Below are 812 nucleotides of genomic sequence, written 5' to 3' on the forward strand. Positions count from 1 at the left end.
GTGTTGTAGCCAGCGTAATCGCCTAATCGATTCGTTATATACAGCATGAAAAGGGGTGGCTTCGGCCACCCCTTTTATTTTTGGGGCTGTTTATGGCCTGTGAGATACTGGGTGAAACCATTGATAGAGGTAGTTTCCGTGAACAAAGCCGCCATTTTTCTGGATCGTGACGGTGTCATCAATGAAGACACTGGCTATGTGAGTCAGGTAGATGATTTCCATTTTCTACCCGATGTGATCGAAGCTTTGCAGCTGCTAAAGCAGAAAGGGTACCTGCTGGTTGTCGTCACCAACCAGTCCGGTATCGCCCGCGGCTACTTCAGTGAAGATGACTTCATGAATCTGACTGAATGGATGGATTGGTCACTGGCGGATCGGGATGTGGATCTCGATGGCATCTACTTCTGTCCCCATCACCCGGATCATGGCGCCCCCTGTGATTGCCGCAAACCGGAACCTGGCATGCTGCTGTTGGCGCAACAGGAGTTGGGGATCGATATGAGCCGATCTTATATGGTAGGTGACAAACCTTCTGACCTGAAAGCAGCCGCCAATGCTAAGGTCGGGCATAAAGTGTTGGTCAAAACCGGCAAACCGGTGACGGATGCGGGTATCGCACTGGCTGATGCAGTCTATGACAACCTGCGCGCTTTTGCCGTTTCAGCGCCGCTTGCAGGCTGATTTCGTTCGGATAATACACGCATTGATGGTTTTGTGAGCGAACAAACAGCGAAAGCCATCTTTTTGCAATTATCTGCTTGCCAGAAAGAATCTGTTCCCTATAATGCGCCTCCATCGACAGGGCAAGCGGC

Annotated in this window: 1 protein-coding gene; it reads left to right on the forward strand. The window is 50.7% G+C overall.

The window, feature by feature from the left end; genetic code table 11:
- Nucleotides 1-138: 138 nt before the first annotated feature.
- Nucleotides 139-681: a D-glycero-beta-D-manno-heptose 1,7-bisphosphate 7-phosphatase gene (gene gmhB, locus BN1125_RS10450; protein ID WP_042012243.1), complete on the forward strand. Its 543-nt coding sequence runs from the start codon at nt 139-141 to the stop codon at nt 679-681.
- Nucleotides 682-812 lie beyond the last annotated feature (131 nt).

The organism is Aeromonas fluvialis, assembly GCF_000819885.1.
GTDB classification, from domain to species: Bacteria; Pseudomonadota; Gammaproteobacteria; order Enterobacterales; family Aeromonadaceae; genus Aeromonas; species Aeromonas fluvialis.